General features: G+C 31.8%; 26 protein-coding genes. 11 read left to right on the top strand and 15 right to left on the bottom strand.

Features of this window, described 5'->3' with window-relative positions:
* Positions 1-10: 10 nt before the first annotated feature.
* Together NST87_RS03350 and NST87_RS03345 are read right to left on the bottom strand one after the other, a co-directional pair.
* Positions 11-1,171: a galactokinase gene (locus NST87_RS03350; protein WP_340721311.1), complete on the bottom strand. Its 1,161-nt coding sequence runs from the start codon at positions 1,169-1,171 to the stop codon at positions 11-13.
* A gap of 99 nt (positions 1,172-1,270) precedes the next feature.
* Entirely contained in the window at positions 1,271-2,287 is a 1,017-nt protein-coding gene (locus tag NST87_RS03345) for a LacI family DNA-binding transcriptional regulator (RefSeq protein WP_019468101.1), read from the bottom strand.
* Positions 2,288-2,455: 168 nt separating this feature from the next.
* Here NST87_RS03345 and fdhD point away from each other — a divergent pair, with 168 nt between their 5' ends.
* Positions 2,456-3,244, top strand: coding sequence for a formate dehydrogenase accessory sulfurtransferase FdhD (gene fdhD / locus NST87_RS03340; RefSeq protein WP_019468102.1), 789 nt, complete (start codon positions 2,456-2,458; stop codon positions 3,242-3,244).
* A 320-nt stretch (positions 3,245-3,564) separates the two neighbouring features.
* Here the strand turns inward: fdhD and NST87_RS03335 are convergent, their stop codons facing one another.
* The 4 genes from NST87_RS03335 to NST87_RS03320 form a co-directional block, all read right to left on the bottom strand.
* Entirely contained in the window at positions 3,565-4,317 is a 753-nt protein-coding gene (locus NST87_RS03335; RefSeq protein WP_040029990.1) for a GNAT family N-acetyltransferase, read from the bottom strand.
* Positions 4,318-4,347: 30 nt separating this feature from the next.
* Positions 4,348-4,896: a biotin transporter BioY gene (locus NST87_RS03330; RefSeq protein ID WP_019468104.1), complete on the bottom strand. Its 549-nt coding sequence runs from the start codon at positions 4,894-4,896 to the stop codon at positions 4,348-4,350.
* A 189-nt stretch (positions 4,897-5,085) separates the two neighbouring features.
* On the bottom strand, positions 5,086-6,003 hold the full coding sequence (locus tag NST87_RS03325) for an ABC transporter substrate-binding protein (protein ID WP_019468105.1): 918 nt from the start codon (positions 6,001-6,003) through the stop codon (positions 5,086-5,088).
* A 219-nt stretch (positions 6,004-6,222) separates the two neighbouring features.
* A complete protein-coding gene (locus tag NST87_RS03320; protein WP_019468309.1) occupies positions 6,223-7,374 on the bottom strand; it encodes an acyl-CoA dehydrogenase family protein in 1,152 nt (383 codons plus the stop codon).
* A gap of 149 nt (positions 7,375-7,523) precedes the next feature.
* Between NST87_RS03320 and NST87_RS03315 the strand changes: the two genes are divergently transcribed.
* Genes NST87_RS03315 through NST87_RS03300 form a run of 4 tightly spaced genes read left to right on the top strand, consistent with a single transcriptional unit; the run spans position 7,524 to position 10,521 of the window.
* Positions 7,524-8,273, top strand: a complete 750-nt coding sequence (locus tag NST87_RS03315; protein WP_340721309.1) for an amino acid ABC transporter ATP-binding protein — start codon at positions 7,524-7,526, stop codon at positions 8,271-8,273.
* Positions 8,270-9,124, top strand: a complete 855-nt coding sequence (locus tag NST87_RS03310; protein ID WP_019468311.1) for an amino acid ABC transporter substrate-binding protein — start codon at positions 8,270-8,272, stop codon at positions 9,122-9,124. The genes NST87_RS03315 and NST87_RS03310 overlap by 4 nt, the downstream gene beginning before the upstream one ends.
* Entirely contained in the window at positions 9,121-9,807 is a 687-nt protein-coding gene (locus tag NST87_RS03305; protein ID WP_019468312.1) for an amino acid ABC transporter permease, read from the top strand. Before NST87_RS03310 ends, NST87_RS03305 begins: the two co-directional genes overlap by 4 nt.
* A 12-nt stretch (positions 9,808-9,819) precedes the next feature.
* Positions 9,820-10,521, top strand: a complete 702-nt coding sequence (locus NST87_RS03300; protein WP_019468313.1) for an amino acid ABC transporter permease — start codon at positions 9,820-9,822, stop codon at positions 10,519-10,521.
* Between the two features lie 400 nt (positions 10,522-10,921).
* Here the strand turns inward: NST87_RS03300 and NST87_RS03295 are convergent, their stop codons facing one another.
* The 4 genes from NST87_RS03295 to NST87_RS03280 form a co-directional block, all read right to left on the bottom strand.
* The gene (locus tag NST87_RS03295) at positions 10,922-11,947 is read right to left on the bottom strand and encodes a PTS sugar transporter subunit IIC (protein ID WP_019468314.1); all 1,026 of its coding nucleotides are present in this window, start codon (positions 11,945-11,947) and stop codon (positions 10,922-10,924) included.
* Positions 11,948-12,120: 173 nt separating this feature from the next.
* A complete protein-coding gene (locus NST87_RS03290) occupies positions 12,121-12,465 on the bottom strand; it encodes a transcriptional regulator, SarA/Rot family (protein ID WP_019468315.1) in 345 nt (114 codons plus the stop codon).
* Between the two features lie 1,165 nt (positions 12,466-13,630).
* A complete protein-coding gene (locus NST87_RS03285; RefSeq protein ID WP_019468316.1) occupies positions 13,631-13,990 on the bottom strand; it encodes a DoxX family protein in 360 nt (119 codons plus the stop codon).
* Between the two features lie 13 nt (positions 13,991-14,003).
* On the bottom strand, positions 14,004-15,056 hold the full coding sequence (locus NST87_RS03280; protein ID WP_019468317.1) for an LLM class flavin-dependent oxidoreductase: 1,053 nt from the start codon (positions 15,054-15,056) through the stop codon (positions 14,004-14,006).
* Between the two features lie 499 nt (positions 15,057-15,555).
* On the opposite strand from NST87_RS03280, the gene NST87_RS03275 reads away from it, so the two are divergent.
* Positions 15,556-16,290, top strand: a complete 735-nt coding sequence (locus tag NST87_RS03275) for a CHAP domain-containing protein (protein ID WP_019468318.1) — start codon at positions 15,556-15,558, stop codon at positions 16,288-16,290.
* An 807-nt stretch (positions 16,291-17,097) separates the two neighbouring features.
* Here the strand turns inward: NST87_RS03275 and nhaC are convergent.
* Together nhaC and NST87_RS03265 are read right to left on the bottom strand one after the other, a co-directional pair.
* Entirely contained in the window at positions 17,098-18,498 is a 1,401-nt protein-coding gene (gene nhaC, locus NST87_RS03270; RefSeq protein ID WP_019468319.1) for a Na+/H+ antiporter NhaC, read from the bottom strand.
* 37 nt (positions 18,499-18,535) lie between these two features.
* The gene (locus NST87_RS03265) at positions 18,536-19,606 is read right to left on the bottom strand and encodes an NAD/NADP-dependent octopine/nopaline dehydrogenase family protein (protein ID WP_019468320.1); all 1,071 of its coding nucleotides are present in this window, start codon (positions 19,604-19,606) and stop codon (positions 18,536-18,538) included.
* 253 nt (positions 19,607-19,859) lie between these two features.
* On the opposite strand from NST87_RS03265, the gene NST87_RS03260 reads away from it, so the two are divergent.
* The 5 genes from NST87_RS03260 to NST87_RS03240 all read left to right on the top strand — a co-directional run bounded on the left by NST87_RS03260 (position 19,860) and on the right by NST87_RS03240 (position 23,631).
* Positions 19,860-20,222, top strand: coding sequence for a DUF4870 domain-containing protein (locus NST87_RS03260; protein WP_019468321.1), 363 nt, complete (start codon positions 19,860-19,862; stop codon positions 20,220-20,222).
* A 313-nt stretch (positions 20,223-20,535) separates the two neighbouring features.
* On the top strand, positions 20,536-21,003 hold the full coding sequence (locus NST87_RS03255) for a CHAP domain-containing protein (RefSeq protein ID WP_019468322.1): 468 nt from the start codon (positions 20,536-20,538) through the stop codon (positions 21,001-21,003).
* Between the two features lie 870 nt (positions 21,004-21,873).
* The gene (locus NST87_RS03250) at positions 21,874-22,194 is read left to right on the top strand and encodes a DMT family transporter (protein ID WP_019468323.1); all 321 of its coding nucleotides are present in this window, start codon (positions 21,874-21,876) and stop codon (positions 22,192-22,194) included.
* Positions 22,194-22,511, top strand: a complete 318-nt coding sequence (locus NST87_RS03245) for a DMT family transporter (RefSeq protein ID WP_019468324.1) — start codon at positions 22,194-22,196, stop codon at positions 22,509-22,511. Before NST87_RS03250 ends, NST87_RS03245 begins: the two co-directional genes overlap by 1 nt.
* A gap of 163 nt (positions 22,512-22,674) precedes the next feature.
* On the top strand, positions 22,675-23,631 hold the full coding sequence (locus tag NST87_RS03240) for a 2-hydroxyacid dehydrogenase family protein (protein WP_019468325.1): 957 nt from the start codon (positions 22,675-22,677) through the stop codon (positions 23,629-23,631).
* Between the two features lie 384 nt (positions 23,632-24,015).
* Here NST87_RS03240 and NST87_RS03235 read toward each other — a convergent pair whose 3' ends face one another.
* The 3 genes from NST87_RS03235 to NST87_RS03225 form a co-directional block, all read right to left on the bottom strand.
* A complete protein-coding gene (locus tag NST87_RS03235; protein WP_019468326.1) occupies positions 24,016-25,140 on the bottom strand; it encodes an FAD-dependent monooxygenase in 1,125 nt (374 codons plus the stop codon).
* 116 nt (positions 25,141-25,256) lie between these two features.
* Positions 25,257-26,033 carry an N-acetylglucosaminidase gene (locus NST87_RS03230; protein ID WP_019468327.1) on the bottom strand — a complete coding sequence of 259 codons (777 nt, stop codon included), beginning with the start codon at positions 26,031-26,033 and terminating at the stop codon, positions 25,257-25,259.
* A 26-nt stretch (positions 26,034-26,059) separates the two neighbouring features.
* A complete protein-coding gene (locus NST87_RS03225; RefSeq protein WP_071560236.1) occupies positions 26,060-26,344 on the bottom strand; it encodes a hypothetical protein in 285 nt (94 codons plus the stop codon).
* Positions 26,345-26,422: the final 78 nt, after the last annotated feature.

Genomic DNA, 26,422 nt, shown 5'->3' with positions numbered 1-26,422 from the left:
TAATTTGATTTTAAATTATTTTTACGCCATCACTAATGCCGACATGATAAAACGATGGTTCATAACCGATTTTTTCTATATATTTTATTGTAACTTTATCTTCTAATTCTTGGATTTGATTTTTGTGCACTAACGCAATTGCACAACCTGCAAAACCTGCGCCTGTCATTCTTGCACCGAGCACACCTTCCACTTGTTGAGCTGTTTCAGCCAACGTATCAAGTTCAATACCTGTTACTTCATAGTCATCTTTTAAAGATGCATGTGAATCATTTAATAATTGTCCAAATTTTTCAAAATCATTATCGGATAATGCTTGATAAGCAAGTTTCGTACGTTCATTTTCTGAAACAGCATGTTTTGCTCTTCTACGTTTTACGTCATCTTTAATAAGCATTTGATGTGCTTTAAATTGTTCCATCGTTAATTCACCTAAAGATTCAATATTCAATTTGTGTTGTAATGATGACAGCGCAGATTCACATTCACTTCTGCGTTCATTATATTTACTTTCAGTTAATGAGCGGCGTTTATTGGTATTCATAATCGATATGACATAATCTCCAAATTTAGCCGGTACAAATTCATAATTTAACGTTGCGGTATCTAATAATACGGCATGTTCTGCTTTTCCCATACCTATTATAAATTGATCCATAATTCCTGAATTGACACCCATAAATTGATTTTCAGTACGTTGACCTATCTTAATGAGTTCTAATCTCTCTAAATTCAAGTTGAATAACTGTTTTATCAGCCAACCGATTAATAATTCTATTGATGCAGAAGATGAAAGACTAGCGCCGTTTGGAATATTACCTTCAATCAAAATATCAAAGCCTTGTTTAATTACTGAAAAAGCTTCTACTAAATATTTAATAACACCTTTAGGATAATTCGCCCAATCATGTTCCTTATCAAAATCTAAATGGTCTAAATCGAAGGTAATCATACCTATGTTTTCAAAATTATTAGAATATAGGCGAACCAAATTATCTTCTCGTTTAACTGCTAAACCATATGTGCCTAATTCAATTGCTGCTGGAAAAACATAACCTCCATTATAATCTGTATGTTCTCCAATTAAGTTAATTCTTCCTGGTGCAAATGCACGCACTTCAGGCTGTTTGTCAAATATTCTTTCAAATTTCTCGCGCATAGCTTCTAACATAATATTCCACTCCTTTAAAAAACGATATAAACCAAAATCTAACCCCTTAGTAAACTTAAATAAAGTTTACTTGTTTACTAAATGTTTTGTCAATATACATTACTTGTTGACTTTAAAGGTCATTCTTTCTTTTAATTGTGCTTCTGCTATGACATGTATAGCAATTTGTCTTGTTTTATTTATTCTTTCTTCAGCCATTCTTACTGCTATTTTCCCATAGTCGTCTATTGGTATATGTACACTACTGATAGAAGGAACTGCATACTGAATGACTTCTAAATCATTAAAACTTATCAATTTTATATCATCAGGTAAAGTGTATTTTTTTAGTTGTAATTGCTGCAATATACCTATAGCAATCATATCGTTACCTGCGATAAAAACTTGAGGTAAATGATGGTTTTGTAATAATTCGTTTACTGCATTTATACCATCTTCTTTATTCCAACCATTCATTAATAATCTACCTTTTCTTTGGTGCTTTTCACACCAGTCAGTAAATGCGATATATCGCTTATCTTGAATATTTGGACTATTCAATGTTGGCATACCAGTAAGATTTTTTATTGTATGCGTACCACCCACATAAACAATATCGTTTAAACCTGAGCGATCTATATCATTTAATAATTGAATCATAGCATCATATAAATCCGAATAAACAGCATCAACAGATTTAGGTGTGTTAGCGTTATTGATAACCACAATATTCTGATTGTAACTCTGCAATTCTAAAATAGCTTTTGAAGCAAAATTCCCCACAACAATAATTGCACCAGCCTTTGCTATTTTAGTGAAATCAATGCAATCATGTTCACCATCAATACGAAGCGTTCTTTTTAATGAAAGATTTAAACGTTTCACCTCCGCTTCAATGGCAAGCCTTATCTCACGATAATACGGATCAGACATTTCTTTGGCCCGTGATGCATATGTAATAATTTGTATGCTTTTATTTTTCCTTTCAGACTTTTTATATTGAAAATTATCTGCTATATCATATATTCTTTTTCTCGTTTCTTTAGCGACAGATAAAGTAGGATCATTATTTAACACACGAGAAACCGTACCTGGACTCACCTTCGCTTCCTTCGCAATATCTCTTATACTAGCCATTAATCAAATCACCTCTCAACTTCATGTTTACTATAAGTTTACTTCTAAGCATGCTATATATCAATCATATATTGTAGTTATAAGTATGTTTATGAATACAGTTTATTTTTTTTGCAACAAAAAATACGCTAAAATAGTTAGTGAATAGGAACTGGGGGGATAAATACTATGAATGAAGATGTTTTAACAAATCAACATATAGTTAGATATGAAAACGGCAAACTTATTGAAACAACAGACCATTACGTCACAGAATTCCCACTGACAATCATGGTCAATCGGGAAGAATTTGCAACAGTCATTTGCAGTCCAAATCATATGGAAGAATTGGTCTTAGGTTTTTTAGCTTCAGAAGGAGCTATATTAAAAAATGATGATTTAAAATCTATCCAAATAGACGACAGTAAAGGCTTTGCCCATGTAGAATTAAGCAAATCACTAAATGATCGGTTTGAATATTCTACTAAACGTATGATTGCATCATGTTGCGGTAAGAGTCGTGAATTTTATTTCCACAATGATGCTGCTATAGCTAAAACATCTATGTCTAAAATTAAACTTGCCCCTCAACAAGTACTTAATATGATGACACGCTTACAAAGCGCAAGTAAAATTTTCAAACAAACTGGTGGCTTACATAATGCTGCCATTAGTGATGGAGAGACATTTTTTGAACATAGACAAGATATTGGTAGACATAATGCTTTAGATAAACTTTATGGTTATTGTATACAACATCATATACCTGTGCGAGACAAAGTATTAATTTTTAGTGGGCGCATATCATCTGAGATTCTTATTAAAGCTGCGAAAATTGGTGTTGGCGTTATTTTATCTAAATCCGCACCAACTACATTAGCTGTAACGCTTGCCAATGATTTAAATATTACAGCAATCGGTTTTATTCGTGATGGTAATTTTAATGTTTATAGCCATCCAGAGCGCATAATATCATAGTGATTAAAAAGTATCCCTCACTATATGAAAATGTCAAATTACAAGTAAATCTTATGCGATATGTTACCTAATGTTTGTTTTTTATCCATTGATTTATGCAATGTTATAAAAACATCTATACTCATTCACTATTAAAATATTGAGTGTGAATTGGTGCAGATGTTTAAAAAAATCATTTGGCAAATATGAAAGTATTAAGCTATGTCTTCAGAAATCGTGCATAAAAAATGTCGACAAAGTTGGAAACTTTGTCGACACGCTAATATCTTCACTATGTGAAAATACTTTTTAAATTATAGTAAAAAAACATTAGAGCTTATTCAAATATCTTCTTTTACGATATGATAGCAAAAGCTTATAAATACATAACCTTGCTTCACATACATTTCTTTTGCACTATCTTCTCCATCAGCAATCAGTATCAATGGTTTTGGCATGGCTAACTCTGCAACAAAACTTTGCATCACGCTACCAACACCTTGTCTTTGATGACATGCTAATACGCCAAAACCATCAATTTCAACAGTTGTCTCATCTATAACCAAATCTAATATACCAGCCGGAACACCTTGCTTATAAGCTATAAGACGTGTTTTAGCATCATTAATATATTGGTTTTTAATCATATTAGAACTTTCCCTGACATATTCCTCACCATATGGTGCTGCAAACTGGCTATGAACACTTATATAATCATCTATGGTATGCTCATCCACGACTTTAACTTCGATTTCAGAGTCTACATATTTTTTGAAATTTTGGGGTTCAATCGCATATAACTCCATTAGACCCAATTCAAATTGTTCTTGATTAATTAACGCTATCCATTGTTGATCCAATTCTATATTTTCAGGAAAAGTAAAGGTTAAATGATTAGAGCTTTGTTGCTTATGCATATGTGTTTGTGTAGCTATATCTGCTTTCCATTGTTTAATCGAAGGCATTTGTTTGTACACCCATTTATTTGCATCAAATACTAAAGGGATTTGAGGAGTTAAATAAATTACTTTATCTTCATCTTCAGCATAAATATTCCCGGGTTGGAAAATATTGTTTAAAGTAATGTTTGCCATTATTTTCACTCCCCTTTATCGAAACTGATTTTACTTAAGTAATTGTTTAAATCGACTATGGTTTAACATGATATTACCAATTAAGCTGGCAATCAAAGCTTTAATAATATCACCAGGCATAAATACAAAAGAAAGCATAACCGATTTAGAAATCGGTAAATTCGTTATCAGTCCCATTATAATCGTACCGACAATATCTAATAAAACGACCCCTATCACTACTGTCGCTATCAATAATACAATAAAGTTGATTCTTTTCAAATATAAGTCCCTTACAAGTCCAATGAGATATGTAACAACAGGATACATAAATAAAAAACCAGCTGATGGCCCTGCAAATACACCAATACCACCACGACCACCTGATAGTAACGGTAATCCAGCAACAACTAAAAGTAATAAAACAATGATACTCAATGTTCCATATTTACGACCTAATAGAATAGCAGCTAGAAATATACCAATATTTTGTAAAACAATTGGAACAGGCATGATTGGTAACGGGATTGCAGGTACAAAACCTAAAACTGCAATAATTGCAGTCATTAAAGCAGTATAAACTAAATATTTCGTTGACATCATCAAACCTCCTTTAATAAAAAAAATTATACCACAAATGTAAACTATTAAAAACAAAAAGTTTACAATAAGGCGGTAGCCTTTTTACAAACAAAAACATGAGCCTGGACAACTTCACTTCGTCCAACACTCATGTTTTATTTTAATGATGTCTAATTAAATCTTTAAAAAACTACTATAACCATCGCTTTATGAGTTAGATTTCAAAAATTTTTCTTTCAAGTCTTTTCTCATAAATTCCAATGTATAAGGATCGTTATACCAATAAGTTTCTGCTTGTACCTCTATAACTTGATCATTTTTAACTGCAGATAAATTATTCCAGAGATCTGTTTTTTTATAACCTGGTTTTGTTTTACCTTCACTTGTAGAAACGATATAATCACCAGCATAATCAGCTATTTTTTCTTGTTTAATTTCAGCCCATCCTTCTTTTTTAACTAATTCGTTAAGTTTGTCAGGCATTTTTAACCCAAAAGCTTGGTAAATGACTTCCCCACCACGACCCCAGTTAGGCCCGTATGTGTAAAGTTTTTTATCGAATTCATCAAAAATTGATACTGTTGTATTTTCACCAATTTTCTCTTTGATTGCTTCACCATCTTTTACGGTTTGTGATTTCCATTTTTCTTCCCATTTTTTTACTTTATCTTCTTTTCCAAGTAATTTACCTAATTGTCTTTGTTGGTCTAAATATTTATGCTTACCATAATCGTAAACTACAGTCGGTGCAATCTTTTTATACTTTTTAATATTTTTATCAGTAGAGTAAGCTACGATTAAATCTGGTTTTGTTTTAGCAACTTTTTCAACGTCATTTTCTCCAACTTTTTCAACGTCTTTAAATTTATCTTTTAAAATATTACTGCTGTCGACTTGCTCATTTACTGCTACAATATTGCCTCCTAAATATTTAATTCCACCTGCATATGTAGGTGCAACCACTGCAATACGTTCTGGATTTTTAGGTATATCAATTTTCTTTCCACTATCTAATGTATAAGCTTTTGTATCTTCTTTTTTACTATCTGAGCCACTTTCAGATTGTTTCCCACAAGCAGCTAATATTAAAACCATTACAATAATTGGAAATATTAATTTTTTCATAAGGTCCCTCCGTTGAAAATGATTATCATTACCACTGAATTATATAATGATTATAAAATTTGTACAATAGAAAACCTAAAATTTTTATTATTTTAAAAAATAAAAAAAGGAATGAGTATATGAAATCAACTTTAATTATTGATTTCATATACTCATTCCAAAATATAAAGCTTGTTCAAAGCATTCATTTACTTTAAAAATAGGCCATGTTCTCTTTATTTATTTAAAGTGACCTAATACACTATGAGCAATATTCGTATAAGCCATGTCTTCCATAGGTGGATTATGGAGTCCAGCTCGCATATCTCTATAGTAACGTTGTAATGGACGCTCCATTTCTAAACTCTTAGCACCCACAACACGCATGGCAATATCTATCACTTCTAATCCTTGGTTCATCACCAACACTTTACTTGCTGAAGTTTCATTCCAAATTGGTATGTCTTGTTGCTGATTGTATAACGCTGCAGTACTCCATAAAAAGTGGCGTGCTGACAGTAGTAAGGATTCCATTTTACCGACATTTTGCTGTACGGTTGATATATCTCCAATCACACCATCAATGCTTGCAGGACTATAATTTTTTGCAAAATCAACAGCATAGTCTCTCGCTGCTTGTGCAATACCTAAATAGGTACTAGGGATATGTAATATCCAACCATTCGGTTTTTTACCACCAGCGCCTCTTATTTCAACAAAATTTTCTTCTGGAATGAAAACATCATTTAAAATCAAATCATGACTTTCAGTTGCACGCATACCCACCATATTCCAATTGTCTGCAATCTCAACACCAGGTGTATCTTCAGATATCAAGAAAAACCCAACAGTATCTATTTCTTCATAATAAGCACTTACAATAAAATGGCTTAACCTTCTACTCATTGAAGTAAATGTTTTGACCCCATTAATCACAAAACCTTTGTCTTTTTTTATTGCATGTGTAGCAGGTCTTGCTCCTCTTGTAGGGCTGCCTGTTTCAGCTTCACTGACAGCTCTGTTCACTAATGCACCTTTTTTCACTGCTGTTGCAAAGCGCTCTAGCATATCTTGTTCCCAAGCATGTTGTTCATATAATTGTCCAACAACGCTAAGGTGCCAGCCAACAGAAAGTGCAGTTGCACCATCTATTGCTCCTAAATACGTCTGTAGTACAACCATATCTTCAACAGTCGCCCCCTCACCACCATAGGCTTTAGGCAACGTTAATAGCGTATAACCTTCATTTACCAACCAATCAATATTCTCATATGGAAATCTTGAATGTTTATCATTATACTCAGCTTTTTCTTTAAATTGTTCTTTTATTGAATCAAATTTATCTATCCATTTTTTTTGTATCTCTGTATGTATTAATGCAGAATAATTCACAGTGTCCACCTCATTTTAGACTTTTATCTATTAACCTTAGTGTAACACTCGCTTATAACGAATAAAAGCCTTTAAACCATCTAAAATCTTACTTTACCGATAAGGATTAATGTGATACTTTGTACATATTGATATTCTGGGGGATTAAAATGATTACAGTTGAACATTTAATACATAAATATAAAGACCATATTGTTCTTAATGGCGTTAGCTTTTCACAAAATAAGGGTACTGTGACAGCTATTATAGGTCCAAGTGGATCAGGTAAAACAACACTGCTAAGAACATTGAACGCGTTAGCTATACCAAAATCAGGCACTATTCAAATTGACAACCAAAAATTTATCGCCGATAAACATTCAAAAAAAGACATCTCACAGTTACGAAAGAAATCTGCGATGGTATTTCAAAACTATAATTTATTTAAGAACAAAACAATACTTGAAAATATTACAGTTGGTTTGATACATGGTAAAAAAATGCCCGCTAAGCAGGCAAATGAAATAGCCATCTCTTATTTAGAACGTTTTAATTTATTAAATCAAAAAGATAAATACCCTTCTCAACTATCCGGAGGTCAAAGTCAGCGTATAGGGATTATCCGTGCTTTAGCGCTTAATCCAGATGTATTGCTATTAGATGAACCTACATCTGCATTAGATCCTGAATCAATTCAAGGAGTTTTGTCGCTTATCAAGTCTATTGCACAAGAAGGGATGACCATGGTTATTGTCACTCATGAAATACAATTTGCTAAAGCGATAGCTGATCAAATTCTATTCATAGATGAAGGTAAAATATTAAAACAAGGTACACCTCAATCTGTTTTAGCATCTTCTGATTCTAAAAGAATTAACCGTTTCTTAAACACCGTAGAAATGGAGCGTGACTTTTTATGAAAAATAATAAGTTACGCTTTTTAATGATTACACTATTGATTACGGTATTAATAAGTGGATGTAGTCAAGTGCAAAAATCATCAAATCAGAATAAAAAGAAAGAAATCAAAGTAGCAATATCTGCAGAAGTTAACCCACCTTATCTGTATACAAATAAACAAAATGAATTTGCTGGTTTGGATATAGACTATCTAAAACTATTAGAAAAAAAGTTACCACAATACCAATTTAAATATGAATTTGGTGAAGAAGAATCTAATCTTGTAGGTATTGGCGCCGGAAAGTTTGATATGGGAATTAATTGGTTTTTTAAAACACCTGAACGCGAAAAACAGTTTCTCTACCAAGACGTTCCTTATAGTTACGCATTACCTTTGATTGTTGTGCACCAAAACAATTCTGAGATACATTCACTTAATGACCTAACTGAAAAAAAATTAACACCGATGGCACCGAGTGGCGGGTTATATTCTATATTATCTCAGTATAATAATTCGCATTCTCCAAAAATTGATATTGATACCATTCAAGAGCCTTCTAACGGGGATAATTTAAAAATGGTTAGTAATGCCAGACGTGATGCCATGATTTTAAACTGGAACACTTATAATGCAATTCAAAAACAGATCAATGCTGATGTCAAAATTGGTGGTATCATAAAAAAAGAATCATTGCATATCGTCTATAATAAAAAACATCAAAAACTACATGATGATATTGACGAGGCTACTCAAGAGCTGATAGATGATGGCAAATTACAGAAGCTTTCTGAAAAGTACTTTGATGTTAATGTATTTGATGATTTGGATGAAATAAACAAGCAAAAAGATAAATTGGAGGTGCAATCATGACAAATTCTGTTGATTGGTTTGATTTATTTAGACAAGTTTTACAACAATTACCAATAACCTTATTCATCTTTATATTGTCACTCATTTTCGCTTTAATACTGGGATGCTTACTAGCAACGATTCGTATCAAAAGAGCGAAAATATTATCACCTATCGTCCGAATTTATCTGTCTTTTATTCGAAGTACACCTTTAATTTTACAACTTTTTTTGGCATATTTTGCGTTGCCACAATTATTATTATTCATCCAAATCGATATCAATCATTTCAGTAGACTGTTTTTTGTAATTTTAGCATTTACATTACATACAGGTGCTTACTTATCAGAGATTATACGGGCTGGATACCAATCAGTAGATTATAGCCAAATTGAAGCAGGACTTTCTGTCGGTTTATCATATCCACGGATTTTAAAGGAAATCATTATCCCTCAAGCGTTACGTAATAGCATTCCAAACTTGACGACACAAGTCATTGAACTGATTAAAGACACATCTTTAGCTTTTACAATTGGGATTATTGATATGATGGGCCAAGTTAAATTAATTATTGGAAATAACTATGGACTAGGCATGCTAGAAGTTTATATCGTTATATCCATTATTTACTGGATTATCGCCCTTATCATACAAACTATATTTGCACTCATCAATAAACGAGCCGAAAAACCATATCGCGTCTAAGGAGGCATTATTTTGTCATTTATACTTTATACTGTTTCAGAAGTACTTAAAGGTGTGCCTAATACAATCATCATCTCAATTGTAGCAATGATTGTAGGTTTAATCATCGGCACTTTATTCGCCTTTATACAAACCAAAAATATTCCATTATTTTCTCAATTTGTAGTGATATATAATTCTTTTTTTAGGAGCACACCACTTATTGTTCAATTATTTATTATGTATTACGGCTTACCAAAATTAGTGATGTGGGGTAATGAAAAATTCACAATAGCAATTAATCCTGATATTTTCTCACCTTTAATTATTGCCTTTATTGTTTTTTCGTTACATGCTGTTGCATATTTGTCAGAATCTATTAAAGGTGGGTTACTTTCAGTCGATACTGATCAAATTGAAGCCGCTCAAACTGTAGGTCTTTCAACAATACGAACGTACAAAGAGATTATACTGCCGCAAGCATTCAGTTATGCACTTCCCAATATTGAAAATCAATTTATCATGCTTATCAAAGGGACTTCTTTAGCATTTGCGGTGCAAGTTACTGAAATTATGGCAGTCAGTCATGTTATTGCAAATGAAGGTTATCGATTTATAACAGTATATAGTGTAGCTGCTATATTTTATTGGTTACTTGCCATCGTACTAGAATTGATATTTTCAAAAATAGAAAGCCGTTCAACTCAATATATGTTTGCAAAAACTTCAGCATAAATTACAATTTTGTATACTTATTTAGTTTTATTATTTTATCAGTTTCCAATACTAATTTAACTTAACTATACTTTTAAAGTTAACGTATGTAATACAAAGGGTCTTATTTGTTATAGATCAATATATAAGTCAATCATATGTAAAGTGAATATTCCAGGAGAGACGCTGGATTTCTGTTTTACCAAACAATGACGAGATATTGCTACTATATAATGATAAAAAATGAACATGAAAATGCCCATTAATACATTTATGAATAATGTATTAATGGGCTTTATACTGAAATTGATATTCAATATTATTTGAATTTTTGGAACTTAGCATACCTAAATCATTAGACAACTACATTGCCAAACGTTCGGCATACTGTCTTTTTCTTTTATAATAATTTTTAACTTTTTTAGGCATTGTACCGTTTTTGTAATTCATCTTTAGTAATAATAGGATAATTTTTGAATACAATCGATCCTAAGTAACCACAAATAGCACTACCTATCGCACATAATAACGCAACAACTATCACAGTTAATGCATTATTAAAGCCAAACATCACCATTAAACCTGCAATTGGTGTAGCCGTACCTGTAGCTTCATTAACGAGTCCAAACATAGCGATAATTACACCTGATACTGCACCACCTATAAAATTAGTCGCGTAGACAGGAATAGGATTTGCTGTAAAAATATCTGCTTGTGATAATGGCTCTATAGCGACAGAAATCGTGGTTTTTCGATCACCAAACTTCATTCGCTTAAACAAAACAAAATTCATAAATGATGATCCAAAAACTGCCAATGCTCCAATTGCCATAGGTGTACCTGTTAGTCCTAATAAAGCAGTCAATGCCATCGAACTTAAAGGTGCAGTAGCTACAACTGTTATAATGCCCCCTAGTACTATCCCCATTAGTACTGGACTTGAGGTTGTCGATTCTTTAATGATATTACCTATTTGCAATAATGTTGCATCTACAACAGGTGCGACACCGACTGCAATAATTCGTGTAATAGGTGCAATAATAATAATTGAACCTATTAAATCCAAACCATCCGGAAATTTTCGCTCTATCCATTTCATACCAAAGCTTGCTATGTAACCTGCGACAAAACCTGGTAGTAAATCCATGTTACCGCATGCAACTGCAATAACAAATGCGTATACAGGAGAAACACCCATTGCTAAAGCGACCAAACCAGCAGCAGCAACACCACCTAAGCCGCCTGCCGCTTCACCTAACTGGCCTAGAAATGGAATCCCTAGTAAATCTCCACCAACATATTTATGGAATGCTTCCACTAAAAAGGAAGCTATTGCAGCATTGGCTAGAGCGCCCATTGCTTTTCCACCATTTGGAGCCTTGCTAGTAAAAAGTGTAAACAAACATAAAACAATACCTAAAAATATAACCCCTAAAAGTAAATTCATAATAACACCCTTCTAATATTTGTATGCGCTCTCATTTAACAAATATTAGTATATCACATTTAAATTTTTACTCAAATAATATTTTAGTTCAATATATAATTAATTAAATAAAATTGCACTTTTCAGAATATTCGTTTTTTTATATATGTAACACGACTCATTTAAAAAATAAGTTACTTGAGATAATCTTGTAATGTTTTTATCATATGTTCAATTTTTTGATGTTGTGTTTCATTTATATATACAACAACTATACGTTCATCAATATCACTTCTCTTTTTGCTCAAATAGCCCATTTTAATTAATTTTTGCAATGCCTTCGTTAAATAGTACGGTTTTAACTCTGAATATTGTGCGATTTCTTTCGCAGTAACTTCATAAGATTGACATTCATGTATATAATTCAAAATAAATATTTCTTCATAATTTAATTTGTGATATTTTTTAGTTTCTTTGAAAAACTGCTTGCCTTTTTGATACAAAGTTATTAATTCATTTAATTCTTTTAATTTTTCCATAAAACCACTCCTTATGTTTTTTCATGATGTTAATATATTTCAAAGTGTGCCTGTCTTTATGTAATATAATTTTATCCTATTTATGCTATTGAATTCAATATGGCTTACTATGAAAAATATTAGAAATTGCTACTATTTTTTTAATACCACTTTTTATTATTAAAATTTAGTGGTACATATATCCTTTTTGTTACTAAAAATTCATTAATGCCTCTTATAAATTTTTAAAATTAATAGCATTTGATGTTAATTTAATAAATTGAACACCACAAAAGCAAACTAAATATACTTTGAACGATCAATTACAAATATTGTTACATAAGACAACTAACAAAATTTAAATCAACATGTCTAATTTAGTGCATCTATATGTAGCATATACTCATTTTAAAAACATAACTATCAAATAAGCGTTTTAAAAATGAGATGATTTACGCTTTACTATTTCTACTATCACTGTGTACAAGCGTTTGCTCATTAAGCGTCTGCCTGATATGTAAAAAACAACTTGAGTCATTTATTAAAGTTCCAAGTTTTCAGACTGTCAGACTTTGTTGACAGTTTTTTTGTGCACGCTTTCCTCAGGCACTGCCTCAGTCTGTAGTCTTTGACTAGTGCTATTCCCGCAGAAGTCGACCCAAATCACTGCCTATATCACACTAAAAATATTACTAATTCAGAGACTCATATGTTATAAGAGAACGAGAAAAACAATTTGCTGATAGTCTACCTGCATGTGTAGATAATGATTGTTATATCATTGAAAACACTGTTGATACTGTAAAGAAACAATATTATTTACGCAGTCAAACAATTGAGAGAAGATTTGGCGATATAAAAGAACAGCATGGTATGCGATGAACGAGATATAGACGCCATGACAAAATTTCTATGGATACCATGTTAATTTGTGTTGTCATGAATCTTTAAAAATGGAAATATGGTTAGTAAAATGGACAGTAATGGTCTGAAATACCACTACTATTTTGAAAAAAACTATATAAATAGACAAACCCTTCGCAAATTAATGCAAAGGGTTTGTCTACGTTTTGACAACTTGAGTCATTTATTAAAGTCCCAAGTTGTGTTAACTATCATCTTTTCTTTTTTATTTAAAACGAAACGCTTCATTATATCCATATCTAGCTGAAATTTTAATGATTAATTATTTCTTTTTACAATCTAAAGTATCTAATAAGCTAAGTGTTGCTAATCCTGTTAAATCAAGTGCATGTTTGGCACCTGCTTTACCATGACCAGCTTCAAAGTGTTTATAAGCTGCAACACCTAACACTGTAATAGTTAATAGAGAAGCAATGCGTGATAGTCTTTTACTTGCAAAGCTTAATACGAAAAATACTGCACTCAATCCTTCTAAAGCACCAGCTAAAGGTACTGCATTTGCTGGCAAATTAAACACTTCAGTAAAAGTATCTTTCATAGATTTGTCACCTTTTAATTTAGGTTTTGCCGCACCATATAATTCTTTTGCTAATTTTAAATTTGTTAAATAACGTAATATCATTTTTACTCTCCTTCTATTTGTTTTCAAAATATTTATCTACAATAGGTTTTACCCGCTCACCTAATAATTTAATGGTGTTCATTGTATTTTCATGAGGCATTGAGCCCACAGGGGTATGCAACATAAAGCGAGATAAACCTAATGTTTCAACAGTTTCAATAATTTTATTAGCTACAGTTTCTGGACTTCCAACATATAATGCCCCGTGAGGTCCTGCTTCACGTATAAAGCTATTTTCATCATATAGTGGCCAGCCGCGTTCTTTAGCTAATACATCATGGCTTGCTTTTACTGAAGGGAAAAATTCACGAAAAGCTTGTTCGTCCGTTTCAGCAATGTAACCCCAAGAATGTGTAGCAATCGGTAATTTAGTCACATCGTGACCATAAGATTCAGCTATCGATTTATACATATCCATATTTCTACGGAATCTTTTAGGGTCACCGCCAATTATAGCATAAGTGATGGGTAATCCTAATGCTCCTGCTTTCAATGAAGATTCTGGCGTTCCACCTGTGGCTATAGCAATAGGTAAAACACCTTGCTCAACTCTAGGATACACGCCTAAATTTTGTATGTTCGCTCTCAGTTGACCAGTCCAATTTACAATTTCATTTTGATTAATTTGCATCAATAATTCAATCTTTTCATTAAATAGCTGTTCATAGTCATTTAAGTTATATCCAAATAATGGAAATGATTCTATAAATGAACCTCTTCCTACCATTATTTCAGCACGCCCATTTGAAATTGCATTTAATGTTGAGAACCTTTCATAAACTCTTACAGGATCATCTGAGGATAATACAGTAACAGCACTACTCAATTTAATTTGCTTTGTATTTCTAGAAGCTGCAGCTAATACTGTAACTGGATCAGAAACAGCATAATCAGGTCGATGGTGTTCTCCTAACCCATAAACATCAAGACCATAACGATCTGCAATTTCAATTTCTTCTATTATATTTCTTATCCTCTGAGCATTACTAATTGCAGGTTCTTTACCTTTATCGGTGAAAATTTCACTATTATCAGCAAATGATGTTAAGCCAATCTCAATTTTCATTCATTCACCTCGCTTATCAAGTATATTTTTTATACTCATTATCATAAAACCTTTCAAATAAACTGTCAATATCATTGCTCATCAATATCGTTTAAGCATTTTTATAAATTTTCCTCAATTCTTTCAATAATAAATAAGGTTTCTTTTTAGAAAATAATATATTATTTAAATAACTAAATTTTAGCATTTATTAACATTTGTAATTTTCTGTTATTTTACAGATTTGTAATAAATTAGAGTGCAATATTACACCTTAATAACGGTAAAACACGATGATAATGGGCATTGAAGTCTAAAAAGAGTTAATATTTTTTGTTACATCTAGTGATTAATTATTAGAGTTAAATTACAAAATGATAACATTGCACACAAATCGACCATTATCTGATAAAGTATTGCTTGTCGTTAAAACAACGAAAAAAAATATATTAAACTATTGTCATTTAGAGACTGAGATAATAAATAAAATGCTTTATAATTATTAGGAGGATATTTTACAATGAAAAAAATCGCTACAGCTACAATCGCTACTGCAGGAATCGCTACTTTTGCATTTGCACAAAACGAAGCAGATGCTGCTGAAAACAATAATGGTTATAACCCTAATGACCCAACTTCTTATAGCTATTCATATACTATAGATCAACAAGGTAATTACCACTATACTTGGCAAGGTAATTGGAATCCAAGTCAAGCTGACCAAGCTCATTCAACTAATAATGGTGCTACAAATAATGGTCAAAGCAGTAATTACGGTTCTACATATGGTAATTCAACTCAATCATATACAGCTAACAATACAACAGGTGGCGGTGGAGCTGCTTCTAACTCAACTTCAGACCGTAACATCAAAGTAACTACAACTAGCGCACCATCAAGTTCATCAAGTTCTATTTCAAGTACTTCAGGTTCTTCTAGCAACCTTTATACTTCTGGACAATGTACTTATTATGTATTTGATAAAGTTGGCGGTAAAATTGGTTCAACTTGGGGTAACGCTAACAACTGGGCAAGCGCTGCAGCTGCTTCAGGTTACACAGTAAACAACTCACCTTCACAAGGTTCAATCTTACAATCTTCAACTGGTGCTATGGGACATGTAGCATATGTTGAAAGTGTAAACAGTGACGGTTCAATCCGTGTATCTGAAATGAACTATGGTCAAGGTCCTGGTGTTGTTACTTCACGTACAATTTCAGCTAGCCAAGCTTCAAGCTATAACTACATTCACTAATCGTAAATATATAAGCGGGTAGGATATAAAATCACTGGCTAAAAAATAAGCGTCAATTTCTATTGTAATAATATAGAAATTGGCGCTTTCTTATTTCACTTTTATGTATTGTTTCGATAACGTAATTGCATATGTGATATATATTTAAGCAGTGGCTTCATTTAAAACGGATTTGAAAATTGTTGATTACTCAGGTATTTTATGGAATGAAACTATTTTGGTATTGAAGTATTCTACAATATAAGCAATAAAATAAAAAAGTCTAGGACATCATTGATTCGTCCCAGACACTTGTAAAGTAATAAAACATTTATTCATCAAATAGTATCTCAAATTAACAATTTCATTCATACCTATATTACTGTAAATATAACATTACTATCATTAATAGATTAAACTGAAGGATAGTCATGAGAATTTTGAATTAATACTTTACTTATTGACATGTAACGATACATATATCATTATTGTATTTTCCAGATAAATCGGTTTTATACTGTACCATCGCTACAATATACAATATAAAACCGACTATAAAATAGATAATAGAAGGATATTTAAAATCTTTACCTATATTGAAATATTGATGTATTCCTTAAAATAAAGTATTATCGCTACAATAAACACTATATATAATACGGAACCACCTCATCCATAGTTTTGTTTAGCCGAATTATTTATCTCATAAACATATTATTATTAATTTCACTTAAATCTCACTAAAGGTAGTCATATAAACAAGGTTAAAATTTGAATATATGACTACGCTTTAGTTTTATTTTAGCATGTTGCTAATATATATCATTTTTATCCTTCACTCGCTTTAGCTTTTTTTATGCCAATACCACTAAAACCATAAAATATCGCAAATAGGACACATAAATAACAAGGCACAGCCCATATAAAGAACTGGTCAACAGAAACACCTAATTGTTGAGTATAATAAATGCCAGAGGTGCCCCATGGTATCAATGGTATAATCATTGTGCCTGAATCTTCTAATGTTCTGGATAAATTTGACCGATCCAAGCCCATTTTATTGTACATATCCATCATTAATACACCAACCATAATTATTACAACAGAAGCAACACCTGCAGCTAACACCATCATTAATCCACCTAAAACTGTGGCAAGAATTAAAGTACCCACTGAATTGATATTACTAGATATTTTCTTCAAGATTACATCTAAACATCCTGCTTTTTCCACTATGCCAGCAAAGGCATAACCACAGAAAATAGTAACTACAATTTCAGTCATACTCATCATACCGCCCTGTTCTATTAAATTAACAGCTTTATCGGATAATGAGCCATGTAAATTAGGTACCATGCTTTTATTAAATCCATCAAATGTGGCTTTAAAGCCATCTGTTATCTTAAAGCCATTATTAAAAGCCCCGATAACAATCGCACTTACACTGGAGATTAACATCGACGGTACCGTAGAAATTTTAAACAATAAACATACAATGATAATGATTAACGGTAACCATACAAAAAAGTTGATATTATAAATCGTTGATAGCTCCTTGAGCATCGCATTAACTTGCGAAGTATTCGCGCTACCTTTAAATTGTAAACCAGCAAAATACCATACAATTAATCCAATTATAGATGCTGGCACCGTTGTCCATATCATTGCTCTTATATGTGAGAAGATATTTACTTTAGTGACCAACGCTGCTAAATTAGTCGTGTCTGATAGTGGTGTCATTTTATCACCAAATACTGCACCTGCAATGATTGCACCTGCAGCCATACCAGCTGGAATATTTAGCTGTGCACTAATCGCCATCAGTGCTATGCCTGCTGTAGATGCTGATCCCCATGCAGTTCCAGTAGCAACTGAGGTAATTGCACAAATAATAAACGCTGATACTAAAAACAAATTAGGATTTAAAAATTCTAAGCCATAATAAATCAGTGCAGGTACTGTTCCAGAATACATCCAAGTACCTACGATAATGCCTACAGATAGTATAATAAATATCGCTGGCATTGCTGTTGCTAAACGATTGGTAATGCCTTCTTCTAAATCTTTCCATTTTAAACCTACTCGTCTCGCAATAATTGCAGCATAAGCTGAAGAAAGAATAAGCAGTGCTTGAATTGGAATATCAAACACAACAAAACCAGTAATTACAATAATAATCATCACTATGATCGTTGAAATTGATTCTAAAAAAGTTGGTTGTCTTTTCATACACATTTCCCCTTATTTATATGAATGAATATTATAATTAGTACAATCCTAACTTATCTTTTCCTAACTCATCTATCGTTAACCCCTCTTCAAAGAAGTCACGTTCTAATATTGTAGATGCAATAATAATAATCGCATCAATGTTAGGCGTTGGTACATCAATTTCTCGGCCTAAACTTGACCAAAGCACTAAACCATGTGCAATATCTTCTGTTAAATAACGATTCTTCACATGATTAGGTCCCTTAATTTGAGAAAATACGGGACTCGTATTAAACAAACGGTTAAGTGGTTCATCCTCATCTTGTCTTTCTAAATAACCACGTTCAATTCGAGCTTCTTTTGCAGATGATAACTCAAATCCTAATTTACGTCCTAATGTTAGTCTTTCTAACTCTACTGCATGTAATAAGCGCACAGTATGTTTCGTAATCCCTTCTTCGTACAATGCGAACGTATCAGCATAATCAATTCTTCCTACATTTAATAACGTTGGCCCAGGATGAACTTCAGGGTTACCATTTTCTAAATTTGTTTTCCACAAGCTTTCTTCCTTTACAATATAAGGATACAATTTTTCTATTGTATCGAAGCTATCACTTAACTCTTCTTTGTCATATGTTGAAAAATGTACTTTTCTAACATTTAAAGATAAATCGACACGTGCTGCCTCAAAATCGACACGTGTACCATAAGTTAATGTATTTACTTCAGCAAACTTAGGCATTACATCTATATGCATATCTTCTAGCACATTCATAAAACGTATTGATCCCATAGCAGCAGCAATATTAAAGAATATTAATTGATGTGCTTTGATAAATGGTGCCATAGTATGTGCATAATGTTCAATGAATGATGAAGGTATAACAACTTGTATAACTTCAGCACCTTCAAGTACGTATTCCATATCGTCACTTATGTCAGTAAATTTTACGAAGGTTTCCTCACCTTCATTATTAAATGTAAAACCACCTTGCTCAATGGCTTTATCAAATTTATCTATCGATTGATTTCTACAATATAATTTGACTTCATGTCCTTTGCTAACCATATCTAGTGCTGCAGTAACAGCACCATTACCTGATCCTACAATAGCTATCTTCATAAACACCCTTCTTTCTTTAAACATTGAATTTTTCGTGTTAAACATTACTCTCATGTATAACCTATTAAGAAAAATGATAAACACTGGTATACAACCTATTTAATTTTTTCAATTAAATACCTGCTTATGTGCATTTCTATATTTTAACAATATCGCAACATTGTAAACAGTCTTTTTTATAAAATTTTTCAAATAATGTACAACTCATTTTTGGTTTTGTTATAGTAATAGTAAGTTAAAAGGAGGAATAATAATGACTGAAGCATACTCAAATCGTGAAGTATTCAATCAAGAACCTAATAGCGATGCAAGATTGATGGCAACATTAATTTATGTACTTAGTTTTTTCACTACATTTTTAGCACCACTAATCATTTGGCTTATTAAACGTGAAGACTCAGCATTCGTTGATAGAGCAGGTAAAAATTATTTTAATTTCCTAATTTCATATGTTATTTGGTTAACGGTTTCAACTATTTTGATGTTCATTCTCATAGGATTTATTCTATTTCCTATCATCGCAATTTTAAACTTTATTTTTACAATTGTAGCAGCAGTAAAAGCGTATAATGGAGAAGATTATTTACCACCGCTATCTATTAGATTTTTCAAATAATTTTAATCAAAATTTTGTGATTCTTTACACTCAATGTAATATACAAATCCAGCAGATGTGTAGATGATGTATTCAAACCTTATACTTGCGCATTTTTTACCATATTACAACAATATTCTCTTTTGTAACCTCACGTGTTGTTTATTACAACAATATGTGAGGTCTTTTTAATTGTTTTACAAATACGTAACAATCCACACAAAGTGATGTTCTTCTGTTATTGTATAAATTGTCGTTGAAACTAACGCAGTAATTATAAAAATAAATTTTATTAAAATAATAGATGAATTAAATTTGGGAGGACTTTTTTATTATGAAAAAAATAGTAACAGCAACAACATTGACAGCAGGTATCGGCGCAGCAATTGTAGGTTTAGATCACGGAAATGAAGCTAATGCAGCTGAACAAACTACACAAGCTAATCAAAACACAACACAAGCTACATCAGGTTCAAGTGCAAACTTATATACTGCTGGACAATGTACTTGGTACGTATTTGATAAAACAGGTGGCGAAATCGGTTCTACATGGGGAAATGCAAATAATTGGGCTTCTGCAGCATCTTCAGCAGGATATACAGTTAACAATTCTCCAGAGGCAGGTTCTATCTTACAATCTAGTGAAGGTAGCATGGGCCACGTAGCATACGTTGAAAATGTTAACAGCGACGGTTCTGTAAATGTTTCTGAAATGAACTATAATGGTGGACCATTCTCAGTAAGTGAACGTACAATTTCAGCTGGTGAAGCTAGTTCATATAACTATATCCACCTTAACTAATATTGCTATTAAATAATCACTATTGGGAGGCATATGAAACATAAAGTCATGTGCTTAAATGACGACTTTATACGTATGATAAATATGATTATTTATGGTAAAAAAGCAATAACAATTCTTTTCAATAATAAGTAGTAACTTATAAAAAGTCTAAGATATTCTTTAATGTCTTAGGTTCAGACTGCCAACAAAGTCTCCGACTTTGTTGGCAGTTTTTTTATGCACGTTTTCCGTGGGCACTGCCTTAGCCTGTATTCTTCGACTAGTGCTATTCCCGCAAGAGTCGGCATAAATCACTACCAATATTATAATATATGTAAATTAAGCAGTGATGATAGTTATGATGCTGAATAAATCATTTGCGAAAAGAGAGCAATATGAAATAATTTCTATCTCTGAATTAGTCCCTAATAATCATTGATTACGTAAAGTCGATGCGATATTAGATTTAAACTTTGTATATGAACTTGTCGAAGACAAATATTTGAGAAAATAATAGAAATAGCTATCAAAAATAATTTGGTAGATCACTCATATTTATATATTGACTTCATATATATTAAAGCAAATGCAAATAAGAATAAGTATACAACTGAATTAGTTAAAAAGGACACACTCCACTTTCAAGAAAAATTAAAAAAATTAACGCATAAAGATTAGTTCAAGGAAAAAATCTTATTTGTAAAAACTGTATAAATAGCAAATAAACAAACCCTCCGCAAATTAATGAGAAGAGTTTGTCTACTTTCTGAGTCTAAGATATTCTTTAATGCCTTAGGCTTTTTATATTGAAATGATGTGTACATATTGCAGGCTAATTAAAAGTTTGAGAAAATAATAGCGTTTCATGTAAAAAGGAGGTTGAAGCAAATGCAGTGGCTTAAAGTTATCATAGCAGGAATTATAGAAATATTATGGGTTACTGGATTAAACACTGCTGACTCATTCTTGAGTTGGACTGGTACGATTATTATTTTAATATTGAGTTTCTATTTAGTCATTTCAGCTTGTAAATCGTTACCTGTTGGAACTGTTTATGCTGTATTTGTAGGTATTGGTGCTATTGGAACAGTAATGGTTGATATGATGTTTTTCGGAGACCATTTTAACATTGCGAAAATAGCATTAGTTATCTTACTTGTAATTGGAATTATCGGTCTTAAATTAACTACAGAGGAGGCTGAACAATAATGGCATGGATTATACTATTTATGGCTGGTTTACTAGAAGTTGTTGGTGTCATTATTCTAAATGAAATTGCTCGTACTAAAAAGAAAGCATTCGTTGTGCTTTTAGCAGTTGCCTTTATTTGTAGTTTTAGCACACTTAAATTAGCAATGACAATGGGTATACCTATGGGTACTGCTTATGCTGTATGGAGTGGTATTGGTACAGGTGGAGGCACGCTAGCCGGCATGCTTATCTATAATGAATCTAAAAATATCAAACGTATTTTCTTTATTGTTATCATTGTTTTAGCAATTGTTGGCTTGAAAATTGTTGGTTAAAATAACTTTTTAAATTAGCGTAATATCTACGATTATAAAATTATCACTTTATTTTAGAAATATAATCATATGTAATATGTACTTTGTTAAAATTGAGAGCAATGTAAAAGTTTGTTTACTTATATAAAATTTACTATACTTTAGGTAAAGGAAGTGATTATACATGGTAAAAGTTTTCATTGCAGGCTCAATACCAGAAGTTGGGTATAACTTGCTAAAAGAACAAGGTTATGAAGTTGATATGTATGAAGGCAAAGGTATTATTGATAAAGAAACATTGATTCAAGGCGTTAAAGATGCTGATGCTTTAATCAGCCTTCTATCTACTAATGTTGATAAAGATGTGATTGATGCAGGCTCAAACTTAAAAATCATCACAAACTATGGCGCTGGTTTCAATAACGTAGATGTTGAACACGCACGTCAAAAACAAATTGATGTAACAAATACACCAAAAGCTTCAACAAACTCTACAGCAGAATTAACTTTCGCACTTGTATTAGCTGTAGCGAGACGTATTCCTGAAGGCGATAAATTATGTCGTACAACCGGATTTGACGGATGGGCACCGTTATTCTTCCGTGGTAGAGAAGTTTCTGGTAAAACAATAGGAATCATTGGTTTAGGAGAAATTGGAAGTGCAGTGGCAAGACGTGCGAAAGCATTTGATATGAACGTACTTTACACAGGACCTCATCAAAAAGTTGATAAGGAACGTGAAATAGGTGCTAAATATGTTGATTTTGATACGCTCTTACAGCACTCAGATTTCATTACAATTAATGCTGCATATAATCCTGATTTACACCATTTATTTGACACTGAACAATTCAAATTAATGAAACAAACAAGTTATCTCATTAATGCAGCTAGAGGCCCTATCGTAAATGAAGCCTCTTTAGTAGAAGCATTAAAAAATAAAGATATCGAAGGTGCAGCATTAGATGTGTTTGAATTTGAACCTGAAATTAATGATGAACTAAAATCATTAGATAATGTTGTTATTACGCCACACATTGGTAATGCTACTTTTGAATCTCGTGATATGATGTCAAAAATTGTAGCTAGTGACACAATAAGTAAACTTAATGGTGAAGAACCTAAATTTGTCGTTAATTAATCATTGAATATTTAACAAAACATAAACACAAGGACACCTTCATTTTGACTCATGTTTAAAGGACTGTTTCTATTCAAAACAGTTATAAACTCCCACAATTAATGGGATTAAAATAACACTTCCGTGCTATTTATTAAAATGTATAGCACGGAAGTGTTTTTCTATTTTCAATGTTGTTTATGCAATAAAAATTAAGCGCAAATTATATTTAATCAGATTGTTCTCTATATGACATAATTTAAGTATTGAAAATGATAACTACATTATTACCTTAGAAAAGTTAAACAAATCATAGTCAATTTAGCTAAAAAAGCCGTAACTGTATTTTTCTAATATACAGTTACGGCCTCTTTGATATTGAACATTTTATCCTAAATATATGTTTTACTTTTCTTTCGATTTATAAATAAATTTTGTCTGATTAGAAAGTAATCGATCAGGAAGGATTTTAGCAAGTTTATTTCTCACTTTAACGACAAATTTATTTGTTCTTTGCGCAGTTTTTCCTATTTTTCTAGAACGCTTTATTATTTTTTTTGTATGCTTTACACGTAATTTATCATAGTGTTCCAAAGCTAAATCAAAATCATATGATTGCAGACAATTCGCGAGCACAATAGCGTCTTCCATTGCTTGACCAGCACCTTGCCCCATGTTAGGTGTCATTGCATGTGCAGCATCACCTAGAAGCACAACACGTTGATAAACAAATGATTTCAATGGATTTAAATCATACATATCATGTAACAATACATCTGTTTCACTTTGTTTATCTAAAATTTGTCTAACCTCATTAGGGAAATGATTAAATCTCGCCTGTAAATGTGGTTTCGCAAAAGCATGTATTTTAGCATCATGAACTTTGGCAGAAATAGAAATAAACCAATAAGCCTGATTGTTTATTAATGGCACAATGCCCACTCTACCTTTTGTAGACCAAAATTCTTTAGCAATATGGTTATCTTTTAAATCAATATCTTCAACTAAGCCTCTGAATACTGTGTATCCTTGATAAATTGGTTTACTATTTGGTACTAATGATTGCCTTATATTTGAATGGATACCATCAGCGCCGATACATAAATCAAATGATTGTGAAGTTTGTTCAGAAAATTGTAAGGTCACTTTCAAATCACCATTTTCAATTCCTGTTACATTATGATTTGTAAAAATTGCGCTATTCGGCACATAAGATTTAATCACATCTAATAAACTTTGGCGTGACATTGTTAAATTAACTGTGTGTTTTTTCAACTTAAGTTTTGATAATCGTTTGTCTTTTTCATCTCGAACTTCCATCACATCAATAACTTGTCCAATGTTTTTAAGTCCTTTTGCTAAATCATGACCGTTTAGTTTTTCAATGACATTACCACCAATGCCAATACCAGCACCTAATTCAGATACTGTATCTTCTTTTTCAAATACACTTACATCATGACCTTGCTCTATTAATAAAGCTGCTGCAGTTAAACCACCTATACCTGCACCGACGATGGCTATTTTCATCTTTATTCACTCCAACTTTCCCTAATCTTTTAATAATGTATTCACATTTGTATAATAACATAACAAAATGTAATGTAAGTTTCTAAAAATTGCGGTTGTAATCTTTTATGATACCACTACAAATAATAATCTTTGTTGATGTCATCTTTTTTAATGCCTAAATTTTTATAAAAATGTTTCATAAACCAAGCGATATTGTCATCCCAATCCACATCACTTGCATATTGATGCTCACCAGGTGTCTTAGGATTCCATCTCATTTGATAAAGTGATATTTGTTTATTATCAAAGTAATTTTTTCTTACAAATTGAGCACCACCCATAATTGCTTTTTCAGGGGATGTCCACGCTTGTTTTTTTGCAAAGCTACTACCAGTATGTACAGCATTTTCATCAAATGCACCTATACCAAAAAAGTTATAATATCTTTCATCTTTATCTTTAATACCTTTAGCTAATTCTGATTTACCATTACCTGTTTCAACTAAAGCATGACTCACTAAATATAAAACATTAACATCATACTTTTCTTGTGCCTTTAGAAAAGTTTTACCTTTTCCTTTTAATATACCTTTATTTTTTAAAATTTTATTTATCTCGTCTTCGGACATAGATACTTTTTCAGAAATATCCATATGGTTTAAATCGTCTTGATCACTATTAACTTCCATTGCTTTTTTCACGTCTGCAGTAGAAGCTTTAATAAATTTACCTTCTTGTTCTTTCATATTTAATGCGTCTGAGCTTACTTGTTTATCTACCGCTTCATTAAAGGTATGGGTCTTTTGTTTCTCAAATAAAGATGTTTCATTTATTATTAATAAAATCACAAATATAGCGATAATTAATATTAATAATATCAACGGTATACGTTGTTTAACACGCTCATTCATATTTTAAAATCTCCCTGCATTGCATTTTATTGAGTCAATGTGAAATAGGCAAAAATAATCGCAATAAGTACAATTATAAAGGAAACATTAATTGCAATACGCATGCCTTTTCGATTTCTAAACAATGTGTTGAAAATCACTAAGCTAATTGCCAATGAAACAACAAACATTGTAATCGCCATCGCAATATTTAAAGTGATTAAAAATATAATACCAATGACTAAAAATACATTTGAAATAATAGCCATGATTTTAATTAATTTCGGATTGATAAGACTCCACTCCTTGTAATCATATTCTAAGTAAATCATTCTGTTTATTGAAATTGTATCATATTTACTTAATTTTCAATATGTCATTTATCATAGCAAAAAAGCCCTCATGTGAAT

This window comes from Staphylococcus sp. FSL W8-0271 (genome assembly GCF_038006605.1).
In the GTDB taxonomy this organism is placed as follows: domain Bacteria; phylum Bacillota; class Bacilli; order Staphylococcales; family Staphylococcaceae; genus Staphylococcus; species Staphylococcus cohnii.
This window is presented reverse-complemented; position numbering and strand designations above follow the sequence as displayed.

Coding starts and splice junctions, on each gene's coding strand:
- NST87_RS03225 (WP_071560236.1), bottom strand. CDS start 26,344: ATGATTTACTTAGAATATGATTACAAGGAGTGGAGTCTTATCAATCCG.
- fdhD (WP_019468102.1), top strand. CDS start 2,456: ATGAATGAAGATGTTTTAACAAATCAACATATAGTTAGATATGAAAAC.
- NST87_RS03235 (WP_019468326.1), bottom strand. CDS start 25,140: ATGAAAATAGCCATCGTCGGTGCAGGTATAGGTGGTTTAACTGCAGCA.
- NST87_RS03350 (WP_340721311.1), bottom strand. CDS start 1,171: ATGTTAGAAGCTATGCGCGAGAAATTTGAAAGAATATTTGACAAACAG.
- NST87_RS03250 (WP_019468323.1), top strand. CDS start 21,874: ATGCAGTGGCTTAAAGTTATCATAGCAGGAATTATAGAAATATTATGG.
- NST87_RS03255 (WP_019468322.1), top strand. CDS start 20,536: ATGAAAAAAATAGTAACAGCAACAACATTGACAGCAGGTATCGGCGCA.
- NST87_RS03245 (WP_019468324.1), top strand. CDS start 22,194: ATGGCATGGATTATACTATTTATGGCTGGTTTACTAGAAGTTGTTGGT.
- NST87_RS03315 (WP_340721309.1), top strand. CDS start 7,524: ATGATTACAGTTGAACATTTAATACATAAATATAAAGACCATATTGTT.
- NST87_RS03285 (WP_019468316.1), bottom strand. CDS start 13,990: ATGATATTACGTTATTTAACAAATTTAAAATTAGCAAAAGAATTATAT.
- NST87_RS03305 (WP_019468312.1), top strand. CDS start 9,121: ATGACAAATTCTGTTGATTGGTTTGATTTATTTAGACAAGTTTTACAA.
- NST87_RS03265 (WP_019468320.1), bottom strand. CDS start 19,606: ATGAAGATAGCTATTGTAGGATCAGGTAATGGTGCTGTTACTGCAGCA.
- NST87_RS03295 (WP_019468314.1), bottom strand. CDS start 11,947: ATGAATTTACTTTTAGGGGTTATATTTTTAGGTATTGTTTTATGTTTG.
- nhaC (WP_019468319.1), bottom strand. CDS start 18,498: ATGAAAAGACAACCAACTTTTTTAGAATCAATTTCAACGATCATAGTG.
- NST87_RS03290 (WP_019468315.1), bottom strand. CDS start 12,465: ATGGAAAAATTAAAAGAATTAAATGAATTAATAACTTTGTATCAAAAA.
- NST87_RS03345 (WP_019468101.1), bottom strand. CDS start 2,287: ATGGCTAGTATAAGAGATATTGCGAAGGAAGCGAAGGTGAGTCCAGGT.
- NST87_RS03275 (WP_019468318.1), top strand. CDS start 15,556: ATGAAAAAAATCGCTACAGCTACAATCGCTACTGCAGGAATCGCTACT.
- NST87_RS03240 (WP_019468325.1), top strand. CDS start 22,675: ATGGTAAAAGTTTTCATTGCAGGCTCAATACCAGAAGTTGGGTATAAC.
- NST87_RS03310 (WP_019468311.1), top strand. CDS start 8,270: ATGAAAAATAATAAGTTACGCTTTTTAATGATTACACTATTGATTACG.
- NST87_RS03335 (WP_040029990.1), bottom strand. CDS start 4,317: ATGGCAAACATTACTTTAAACAATATTTTCCAACCCGGGAATATTTAT.
- NST87_RS03280 (WP_019468317.1), bottom strand. CDS start 15,056: ATGAAAATTGAGATTGGCTTAACATCATTTGCTGATAATAGTGAAATT.
- NST87_RS03330 (WP_019468104.1), bottom strand. CDS start 4,896: ATGTCAACGAAATATTTAGTTTATACTGCTTTAATGACTGCAATTATT.
- NST87_RS03325 (WP_019468105.1), bottom strand. CDS start 6,003: ATGAAAAAATTAATATTTCCAATTATTGTAATGGTTTTAATATTAGCT.
- NST87_RS03260 (WP_019468321.1), top strand. CDS start 19,860: ATGACTGAAGCATACTCAAATCGTGAAGTATTCAATCAAGAACCTAAT.
- NST87_RS03230 (WP_019468327.1), bottom strand. CDS start 26,033: ATGAATGAGCGTGTTAAACAACGTATACCGTTGATATTATTAATATTA.